This window comes from Roseateles sp. (assembly GCF_036486225.1).
GTDB lineage: Bacteria > Pseudomonadota > Gammaproteobacteria > Burkholderiales > Burkholderiaceae_C > Roseateles.
Genome location: NZ_DASVNZ010000112.1, coordinates 1 through 9840, shown reverse-complemented (window position 1 = coordinate 9840; position 9840 = coordinate 1). Strand labels below are relative to the sequence as shown.

The window sequence follows — 9840 nt, the reverse complement described above, 5'->3', positions numbered from 1 at the left end:
CGCCGACCCGTGGCTGGTCAGCATGCCGCTCAACTGCGCCTGTCTCAGGCTCTGGCACAGCAGGGTGTAGATCGGTTGCAGCCGGATCGCCAGCGGATGCGCGGCCATGCGCATCAACTTGTAGCGGCCGTCGGCGTCCAGGTCCACGCCTTCGATGGCGCGCGCCAGCGCCTGCGCGAACAGGGCCGCCCGCAACGGGTTGTCGTTCTTCAGCGGCCGCGCGATGCCGCGCAGCGCGGCGAAGAAATTGCCCAGCTGATGCAGTTCAGCCCGGGATTGGTCCTCGATCGCGGTGATCACATGCGCGATCGCGACATCCTTCAGGGCCTGGCTTTCGTCGACGAGGCTGAAGGACAGGTCCCCGCCGCGCTGGGGCGCGCGTTCCCGCTGCAGCGGATCGCCGCCGTCGCGGGCGATCTTCAGCAGCAGGTTGAGCGAGGCTTCGAAGTCGGACGCGAAGCTGGCGCGCCGCCTGGACCATCCGGCCAGCAGCTGGTGGTGTTCGAGTCGGCTCTTGAGCTCGTCCTGCAGGCCGTTGAAGACGGCGTGCGCCAGCGTGGGCACATGCGCGAGCATGTCGTCGAGCAGGGACTGCAGGGAAGGCGAAGACGCTTGGACCATCATTTGTGACAAGTTGTCAGCCGCATTATGGTCGCCCCTCATTCAGGTGACATCCCCTGGGGCACGGGGACGTGCGGCCTGGGGAAAGCCCGATGGATGCCCGGTCTCGTGGCCGGCGGGGACGATCGATTCTGGGTGAATGCCGCACCGGGTAGCGGCAAGGGCTGAGCCTACTTCGTATCCAGACGCAACAGGCTCGCGCCGTGCGAACGAAAAAAGGGGTCGCCGAAGCGACCCCTTTCGAGAGCGTGGGTTCCGAGCATGAAGCGCGGTGGGACCACCGCGCGACGTGCTCAGGTGGACATCACATGTCCATGCCCATGCCGCCCATGCCGCCAGGCATGGCCGGGCCGGCGGACTCGTCCTTCGGCGCTTCGGCGACCATGCACTCGGTCGTCAGCATCAGCGAGGCCACGGAAGCGGCGTTCTGCAGCGCGGTGCGGGTCACCTTGGTCGGGTCCAGGATGCCCATCTCGATCATGTCGCCGTAGGTGCCGTTGGCCGCGTTGTAGCCGTGGTTGCCGGAACCGGCCAGCACGGTGTTGACGACGACCGACGACTCTTCGCCGGCGTTGTAGACGATCTCGCGCAGCGGGGCTTCGATGGCCTTCAGGATCAGCTTGATGCCGGCGTCCTGGTCGGCGTTGTCGCCCTTGATGGCGCCAGCGGCCTGACGGGCGCGCAGCAGCGCGACGCCGCCGCCCGCCACGATGCCTTCTTCAACGGCGGCACGGGTGGCGTGCAGCGCGTCTTCGACACGGGCCTTCTTTTCCTTCATCTCGACTTCGGTGGCGGCACCGACCTTGATGACGGCGACGCCGCCGGCCAGCTTGGCCACGCGCTCTTGCAGCTTCTCGCGGTCGTAGTCGCTGGTGGCTTCCTCGATCTGGACGCGGATCTGCTTGACGCGCGCCTGGATGTCGTCGTTGGAGCCGTTGCCGTCGATGACGGTGGTGTTTTCCTTGCCCACTTCGACGCGCTTGGCCTGACCCAGGTCAGCCAGCGTGACCTTCTCGAGCGACATGCCGACTTCTTCGGCAATGACCTTGCCGCCGGTCAGGATGGCCAGGTCTTCCAGCATCGCCTTGCGACGGTCGCCGAAGCCCGGGGCCTTGACGGCGACGACCTTCAGGATGCCGCGGATCGTGTTGACGACCAGGGTCGCCAGCGCTTCGCCGTCGACTTCTTCGGCAATGATCAGCAGCGGACGGCCCGACTTCGCCACGGCTTCCAGGGTCGGCAGCAGATCGCGGATGTTCGAGATCTTCTTGTCGTAGAGCAGGACAAACGGGTTGTCCAGGATCGCCGACTGCTTTTCCGGGTTGTTGATGAAGTACGGCGACAGGTAGCCGCGGTCGAACTGCATGCCTTCGACGATGTCGAGCTCGTTGTCCAGGCTCTTGCCGTCTTCGACGGTGATCACGCCTTCCTTGCCGACCTTGTCCATCGCCTTGGCGATGATCTCGCCGACGTCCGCGTCGGAGTTGGCGGAGATGGTGCCGACCTGGGCGATTTCCTTGGAGGTCGTGGTGGCCTTGGAGGCCGCCTTCAGCTGGGCGACCAGGGCGGTGACCGCCTTGTCGATGCCGCGCTTCAGGTCCATCGGGTTCATGCCGGCGGCCACGTACTTCATGCCTTCGCGGACGATGGCCTGGGCCAGGACCGTGGCGGTGGTCGTGCCGTCACCGGCGTTGTCCGAGGTCTTGGAAGCGACTTCCTTGACCATCTGGGCGCCCATGTTCTGCAGCTTGTCCTTGAGCTCGATCTCCTTGGCGACCGAGACACCGTCCTTGGTGACGGTGGGGGCGCCGAACGAGCGCTCCAGCACCACGTTACGGCCCTTGGGGCCCAGCGTGACCTTGACCGCGTTGGCCAGGATGTTCACGCCTTCGACCATGCGGGCACGGGCCTCGCCGCCGAAGACAACGTCTTTTGCTGCCATGTGTATCTCTCCGAAATCTCTATCTGGATGAAAGTCTGTCGCGGTCGCCGATTACTTGGCGATGACGGCGAACAGATCCTCTTCGCGCATGACCAGCAGCTCGTCGCCGTCGACCTTGACGGTCTGGCCGCTGTACTTGCCGAACAGGACGCGGTCACCGACGGCGACGTTCAGGGCGACGAATTCACCCTTGTCGTTGCGCTTGCCCGGGCCGACGGCCAGCACTTCACCCTGGTCGGGCTTCTCGGCGGCGTTGTCGGGGATGACGATGCCGGAGGCCGTCTTGGTTTCGTTTTCCAGGCGCTTAACGATCACGCGATCGTGCAGAGGACGCAGTTTCATCAGATCTCCTTGACTAATGCAGACTTGCTTCAAGGACCCGCCGTGCGCTCATCGCCCCGGCCAGCCCTTCACAAGAAGTAAGCCCCGCGACTGGGCCGTGGGGCTTGTTAGCACTCGACCATCGCGAGTGCTAGCAGGGAGATTATATGGACGGGCTCCGGCGTTTCAAGGGTGTCGGGCGACACCCCAGCCGAATACATGGTCCAACGACCACCGGCCCGGGCCCCGACCCAGCAGGTAGAGCATCGGCGCCGCCCAAGTCAGGTGCGTCGGCCAGCCCGAGGGATAGACGAAGGTCTGGATCACGGCCGTCATCCCCAGCACGCCGAGGGCGGCCACGCGCGTGAACAGCCCCAGCACCAGCAGGATCGGCAGGAGGTGCTCCGCACCCGTGGCGAGGTAGGCAGCCCACTCCGGCGGGATCAGCGGGAGCGCATAGTCCTGGCGGAACAGCAGGAAGGTCGTGTCGGTCAGCGTGAACCAGCCTTCGACCTTGGTGCGGCCGGACAGCCAGAACACGCCGGCGATGCTGAAGCGGCAGGCCAGCGCGATGAGGTCGTGGGAGATGAGACGTTCCAGGCGCAGCCGGAGGGCGGCCAGCGACCAGGGCGAGCCGGTTCCGGAGCGGGAGGTGGCGGTGAGCGTGTTCATGACGGAATCTCCATGGCGCCGGAGAAGGCACCTTGATTGAGCAGGCGGCCCAGCGCGGCGCCGGGGTCGAAGTCGGGGAAACGGGCCTGAACGCTGTCCAGCGCCTCGCCGAGCGATGCGCCGTTTGCGCAGGCGTCGAGGAGCGCGCACTCGGAGGCAGCAATCTCGAGCGCAAGGACTGCGTCCGACGGTCGCGTCAGCAGCGAACCCTGACCGTGCCAGTGCGGCGGATTCGGATCGACGGCGCGCGAGCGTGCCGCGTCCCACAGGCTGAATGCCGGCCAGTCGGCGGACCAGCGCCAGCGCGTCGCAGGATGCGGAACGAGGCATGAGGCGGCCAGGCGTTCGGGATCGAGCCGGGCGATCGTGACTACGTCGAGCACCGGCGCATCGGCGGCGACATGGCTCTCGCTCCAGAAGCGGTCCAGGCGTGCAACCTCCGCGAGCCAGGGCAACTCGCTGCCCGCAAGTGCGCTGTCAAGGAAAGCAGGAAAACGCTCACCGTAGTGCTGGAGGTCACCGCCCGACGGCGGATCGGCGCACACGGCATCGAGGGCGACGGCCTGCATCCATGCGTCACCGGTCAGCCGGTGCACCGACGGATAGAGCGACAGCAACGCATCCGCGCAGCCCTTCAGCACCGTGTTGCGATAGACGGCGAAGCCGGGCTGCGCCGCCGCCGAACCGAGGCGCGTGAGGTCGTTGTCGGGTTCGGTCCAGAGATGGCGCCAGAAGCTGTCCTGGAATCTGGCGAGCGACTCGACGGCCGGCTCTGCGGGCGATCCGGCGCGTGTCATGCGAGCTCCTCCTGGAGCGCGCGCGTTTCGGCGTCGAGGACCGACTGCGCACGGCCGCGCTCGGCGCTCAATTCCGCGAAGGGCGGCAGGTTGCCATCGCGCTCGACCAGCGTCGGTCGGGGACCGATGCGCGCGGTCAGCCGTTCGAGCAGATCCCAGACGGGCGTCGCGACCGCGGCGTCGTGGCTGTCGATCAACAGGCCGGTCGTGGCGTCCGCATCGACGCGATGGCCGGCCACGTGGATCTCCATCACCGCATCGCCGTCGATGGCGTCAATCCAGGCGGCGGCGTCGACGCCGACATTGCTCGCGGACACGAACACGTTGTTCACGTCGACGAGCAGGCCGCAGCCCGAGCGCCGGACCAGCTCATGCAGGAAATCGACCTCGCCCCATTCGTGGGAGAGGGTCAGGTAATGCGTGGGGTTCTCGATGGCGACGCGGCGTTGCAGCGCGTCCTGCATGCGGGAGAGGTTCGCGGCGACCTGCCGCAGCGCCTCCGTCGTGCGCGGCAGCGGCAGCAGATCCGGCGCATAGGCGCCGCCGAAGCGGCTCCACGCCAGGTGCTCTGATATCAGCGCCGGCTGCAGCCGGTCCGCCAGGGCGGCGAAGCGGCGCAGGTGGTCCGCGTCCGGCGGTGCCGCGCTGCCCAGCGACATCGATACGCCGTGCAGCGACAGCGGATGCGTCGCCCGCAGGGCCTCGAGCAGCGCCAGGCGCGGCCCGCCCGCGACGAGGTAGTTCTCGGGATGGACCTCGAACCAGAGTCCGGGATCGCGCGCGGCCAGCGCGTCTTCCGCGAACTCGGGCTTGAAGCCCAGACCGGCGCCCAGCGTGTGCGTCATGGCGGCGCGAGGGTCAGGACTTGACCGGGGCCAGCGTGCCCATGCCCTTGGGGGTCTTGATCGTCGTGCAGGTGCCGGCGGGGACATACTTCCAGGCGTTGGCCTGGTAGTCCATCTTCGAGGTGCCGGCGCAGGTGGTGCCGGGGCCGGCGGCGCAGTCGTTCTTGCCGGCCATCGAGACGCCGTAGCAGCGTTCCTTCTCGGCGGCGGGCTTGGCATCCTGCGCCATCGCCGAGGCGGACAGGGCGGTCAGGGTGACGAGGGCGAGGCTCAGGGCGGTCGACTTCATGGTGAATTCCTTGTTCGGTTGTGATGAAAATTGGTTTGCGTGATGAACGCGATGCTTTGTCCGTCGCATCCGATAGCTAGTTCGTGCCGTTTGGGCTGGGGGTTACAGCCGGCTCAAAAAAATCCTGGAACTTTTTTTCGCCCCCCCTGTAACCTTCCGGCCCCATGACGCGAATAGATTCCGTGATCGCGACAGAGCATGAGCTGCACGACCTTTTCGTGGCCGGGCTGGACGGGGACGCGGGGGCTTACCACCGCTTCCTCCAGCGCCTGGGGGCGTTGCTGCGCGGGTACTTCCGGCGGCGCCTGCATCAGCTGCCGGACGAGGTCGAGGACCTGGTGCAGGAGACCTTGATGGCCGTGCACGCGCAACGACAGACCTATCGCCGGGGCGAGCCGCTCACGGCGTGGGTGCATGCGGTGGCGCGCTACAAGCTGGTCGACCTCTGGCGGCGCCGCGAGCGGCACGACGCGCTGAACGATCCGCTCGACGACGACCTGGCGGTGTTCGCCACCGCCGACCACGAGGCGGGCGATTCACGCCGCGACCTGAGCCGGCTGCTGGATCAACTGCCGACCAACCAGCGCCTGCCGATCCTGCACACGAAGGTCGAAGGGCTGTCGGTCCAGGAAACCGCGCAGCTCACCGGGTTGAGCGAGTCGGCGGTGAAGGTCGGCGTGCATCGAGGACTGAAGACGCTGGCGCGGCTGTGGAAGGACATGACATGAAAACCGACGACCTGATCGGCCTGCTCGCGCAGGACGCTGCTCCGGTGCCGACGCGCACGGGAGAGCGGCGCTTCGCCGTCGCGCTGCTGGTGGGCGTCGCGCTGGCGCTGGCCTGGGTGCAGGGCGCCTTCGGCATTCGTTCCGACCTGGCCGAGGTGATGGCCATGCCCGCGTTCTGGCAGAAGGTGGCGATGCCGCTGGCGGTGGCCGCGACGGGCCTGGTCGTGGTGTTCCGGCTCGGTCACCCCGGCGCGCGGATGAACGGCTGGTGGCTGGGCGTGTGGCTGCCGGTGTCGCTGCTGTGGATCTGGGCCGCGGTGGTGCTGTGGATGGCCGAGCCCGGCGCCCGCCTGCCGCTGGTGCTGGGCACGACGTGGCGGGTCTGCGTGTTCAACGTGACGGCGACGGCGCTGCCGATCGGCATCGGCCTGCTGTGGGCGCTGCGCGGGCTGGCGCCGACGCGACCCGTGCTCACGGGCGCGGCGGCCGGCTGGTTGGCCGGCGCGGTGGGGGCGTGTGTCTATTCGCTGCACTGCCCCGAGATGGCCGCGCCCTTCGTCGCGATCTGGTACGTGCTCGGGATGGGCATGTCCGCGGCGCTGGGGGCGCTCGCGGGGCGGCATTGGTTGAGATGGTGAGCGGTGAGGGGGCCGCCCCTCACGCGATATACGACAACGGCAACGCCGTCGTGAACTTCAGCTCCTCCATGGCGAAGCTGGAGCTCACGTCCGACAGCTGCGTTCCCGCGATCAGCCGGCGGTAGACCTGGTCGTAGGCCGCGATGTCCGGCACCACCACGCGCAGCAGGTAGTCCACGTCGCCGCTCATCCGGTAGAACTCCACCACCTCCGGGATCGCCTCGATCGCCGCGCGGAACTGGTCGAACCAGGCCTGCGAGTGCACGTTCGTCCGCACCGACACGAACACCGTCACCCCGACATTGACCTTCTTCGGATCCACCAGCATCACGTTGCGGGTGATCACTCCCGACTCCTTCAGCCGCTGCACCCGGCGCCAGCAAGGGGTCGTCGACAACCCGACCTCGGCCGCCAGTTCACTCACCTGCACCGATGCGTCCCGCTGCAGGACATCCAGAATCTTCCGGTCGATGGAATCCAGTTTCGTCATTTGAGCCAACCTTGGAATTCAATTGCCGAAATCGGCCAAGGAAAGATGGATTTTGCACGTGGATTCCAAGCGTGAATTCTGACAATCGACGGCCATGGAAATCTATCTCGACGCCAACGCCACCACCCCCGTCCTGCCGCAGGCCCGCGACGCCGCGCTTTCCGTGATGGCGGACGCGTTCGGGAACCCGAGCAGCATCCATGGCAGCGGGCTCAAGGCACGCGCCCGGCTCGACGCGGTCCGCGCCACCGCGCGTCGCGTGCTGGGTGCTCCGGGCGGCCGGCTGGTCTTCACCAGCGGCGCGACCGAGGGCATCCAGACCGCCGTGCTGTCCGCGCTGACGGCACTGCGCCAGCGCCGCGAGGCCGGTCAGGCCAGTCCGCCGCAGTTGCTTTACGGCGCCACCGAGCACAAGGCCGTCCCCGAAGCGCTACGACACTGGAACACGCTGCTGGGCCTGGACCTGGAGATCGTGGCCATCCCCGTCGGCCTCGACGGTCGCCATGACCTGGCCTGGCTGCGGGCGAACGCGCGCTCGGCGGGCCTGGTCTGCACGATGGCGGCGAACAACGAGACGGGCGTCATCAGCCACCTCGACGGCATCGCCGACGCGTTGCGCGGCAGCGGCGCGCTGTGGCTGGTCGACGGCGTGCAGGCGCTGGGCAAGCTGCCGCTGCTGCTCGGCGAGCGCGCGATCGACTACGCGCCGTTCTCCGGCCACAAGCTCTACGCGCCCAAGGGGGTCGGCATGCTGTACGTCCGCGAAGGCGCCCCGTTCACGCCGCTGATGGCTGGCGGCGGGCAGGAGGGCGCGCAGCGCTCGGGCACCGAGAACATGGCGGGCATCGCCGCACTGGGCGCGGTGCTGGAGGCGCTGGAGGGCGGCGGCGTGTTCGCCTCGCTGGGGCAACTGCTGGATCGTCGTCAGCGTCTGGCCGATGCGCTGCGCGAGGCTTTCCCCGGTGTCGTGTTCAACGCGCCCTTCGACATCAGCCTGCCGACGACGCTGAACGTCTCGGTCCCCGGATTGAGCGCGAAGCTGCTGCTCGACCTGTTCGACGCCGCCGGCCTGCGCGTCAGCGGGGGATCCGCCTGCGGCGCGGCGAAGGCGGCGCCGAGCTACGTGCTGCAGGCGATGGGCCTGCCGGCCTGGCGCGCCGGCTCCGCAGTGCGCTTGTCCTTCGGCGCGGCGGACGCCGAGTCGACCATCGATGAGGCCTGCAGACGCCTGCGCGCCTGCGGCGAGTCGCTGCGCGCGACCTGCCAGACGCCCGCGCCCAACGAGACCCCGCAGGCGCCGGAACTGCTCACGCGTTTCGCCGTCGACGGCGCCTGCTGCTACGTCGTCGCCGACGTGCCGAGCCGGCGTTGCGTGGTCGTCGATCCGCTGCCCGAGCTCACCGGCACGCTGGCGCAATGGATGCGATGCCGCGGGCTGACGCTGGCCGCGATCCTGGACACGCACAGCCACGGCGACCACGCGTCCTCGGCGCAGGCGCTGCGGGACGCGACGACGTCCCTGCTGGCGGAAGAGGCGCTTCCCGGTCGCGTCGACGCGCTGGGGTGGCCGCAGGGCAGCGAGGTGATCGCGCTTGGCGCGCATCGGCTGTCGCGCGTCGCGATTCCCGGGCACACGGCAGATTCCACGGCCTACCTGCTGCATGCGGGTGGTGAACTGGTCGCGACCTTCGTCGGCGACACGGTGATGCCGGGCGCGCTCGGCCGCAGCGATTTCGAGCAGAGCGCACCGGCTGCGTTCGGCGCCTCGCTGAAGACGCTGGAGCGCAACGTCGGGCTGCACGGCCTGCTGCTCTCCGGCCACGATTACGACGATCGCTTCGCGACGACGCTCGCCGTGGAATGCGGCGCGCAGCCGCTGCTCGACGGCGTGTTGAAGGGGCGTTTGAGCGCCGAGGCTTTCGCGATCGGCAAGGGCGTGCTGGAGCACGACCTCGCGCCGACCGAATACCAGACCATGGCCTGCGGCGCACGCGTGGACTGCGCGCGCACGACGGAGCGTGTGGAGCTTGACGTCGCCGGCTTGCAGTCGATGCTGGGAGACGGCTTCGGGCCGAAGCCGGTGCTGGTGGACGTCCGCGAGGCCTACGAGGCGCGCATGAGCCCCACCGAGGAACTCGCGCCCGAGGCGGTGCCGCTGTCGGCGCTGATCAACGCGCTGCCGCGCTGGCGCGCGTTGCCGGAACAGACGCCGGTGATCTTCTTCTGCCGCAGCGGCAACCGCAGCGCGCAGGCAGCGCGGGCGCTACGAAGGCTCGGTCATGGACAGGCGTGGAGCCTCGCCGGCGGCCTGGCGCTGTGGCCGACTGCCAGGACAGCCACCGCGCTCGACGCCATCGCGATCTGAGCGGGCGTACTGCGGCGGCCGCTGGCCCTCACCCCTGCCCTCACCCCTGCCCTCTCCCGCAAGCGGGAGAGGGAGAAAGAAGGGCGGTGCCCTCCGGTCAGCTCGGTGCACTCTCACTCCCTCACCAGCTTG

Annotated in this window: 11 protein-coding genes; 3 read left to right on the top strand and 8 right to left on the bottom strand. The window is 68.4% G+C overall.

What is annotated here, in order from left to right; translation table 11 throughout:
• From VF536_RS08025 to VF536_RS07995, 7 genes are all read right to left on the bottom strand, one after another.
• A partial coding sequence (locus tag VF536_RS08025; protein WP_414710313.1) for a DUF1631 family protein occupies positions 1-663 on the bottom strand: 663 nt, incomplete at its 3' end.
• Positions 664-925: 262 nt separating this feature from the next.
• Positions 926-2563 (bottom strand): chaperonin GroEL, encoded by a 1638-nt coding sequence (groL, locus tag VF536_RS08020; protein ID WP_067277666.1) that lies wholly within the window; start codon positions 2561-2563, stop codon positions 926-928.
• A 51-nt stretch (positions 2564-2614) separates the two neighbouring features.
• Positions 2615-2905: a co-chaperone GroES gene (gene groES / locus VF536_RS08015; RefSeq protein WP_067277665.1), complete on the bottom strand. Its 291-nt coding sequence runs from the start codon at positions 2903-2905 to the stop codon at positions 2615-2617.
• 165 nt (positions 2906-3070) lie between these two features.
• Positions 3071-3556 (bottom strand): DoxX family protein, encoded by a 486-nt coding sequence (locus tag VF536_RS08010; protein WP_331614297.1) that lies wholly within the window; start codon positions 3554-3556, stop codon positions 3071-3073.
• The gene (locus VF536_RS08005) at positions 3553-4353 is read right to left on the bottom strand and encodes a DNA-binding domain-containing protein (RefSeq protein WP_331614295.1); all 801 of its coding nucleotides are present in this window, start codon (positions 4351-4353) and stop codon (positions 3553-3555) included. The genes VF536_RS08010 and VF536_RS08005 overlap by 4 nt, the downstream gene beginning before the upstream one ends.
• Complete coding sequence (locus VF536_RS08000; protein WP_331614294.1) at positions 4350-5198, bottom strand: DUF692 domain-containing protein; 849 nt, start codon at positions 5196-5198, stop codon at positions 4350-4352. Before VF536_RS08000 ends, VF536_RS08005 begins: the two co-directional genes overlap by 4 nt.
• A gap of 13 nt (positions 5199-5211) precedes the next feature.
• Positions 5212-5487: a DUF2282 domain-containing protein gene (locus VF536_RS07995; protein WP_331614292.1), complete on the bottom strand. Its 276-nt coding sequence runs from the start codon at positions 5485-5487 to the stop codon at positions 5212-5214.
• Between the two features lie 164 nt (positions 5488-5651).
• Between VF536_RS07995 and VF536_RS07990 the strand changes: the two genes are divergently transcribed.
• A complete protein-coding gene (locus VF536_RS07990; protein ID WP_331614291.1) occupies positions 5652-6215 on the top strand; it encodes a sigma-70 family RNA polymerase sigma factor in 564 nt (187 codons plus the stop codon).
• A complete protein-coding gene (locus VF536_RS07985) occupies positions 6212-6853 on the top strand; it encodes a DUF1109 domain-containing protein (RefSeq protein WP_331614290.1) in 642 nt (213 codons plus the stop codon). The genes VF536_RS07990 and VF536_RS07985 overlap by 4 nt, the downstream gene beginning before the upstream one ends.
• Before the next feature lie 19 nt (positions 6854-6872).
• On the opposite strand, the gene VF536_RS07980 is transcribed toward VF536_RS07985, so the two are convergent.
• Complete coding sequence (locus tag VF536_RS07980) at positions 6873-7334, bottom strand: Lrp/AsnC family transcriptional regulator (protein ID WP_067283033.1); 462 nt, start codon at positions 7332-7334, stop codon at positions 6873-6875.
• Positions 7335-7437: 103 nt separating this feature from the next.
• On the opposite strand from VF536_RS07980, the gene VF536_RS07975 reads away from it, so the two are divergent.
• Positions 7438-9708: an aminotransferase class V-fold PLP-dependent enzyme gene (locus VF536_RS07975; RefSeq protein WP_331614289.1), complete on the top strand. Its 2271-nt coding sequence runs from the start codon at positions 7438-7440 to the stop codon at positions 9706-9708.
• The last annotated feature ends 132 nt before the right edge of the window (positions 9709-9840 follow it).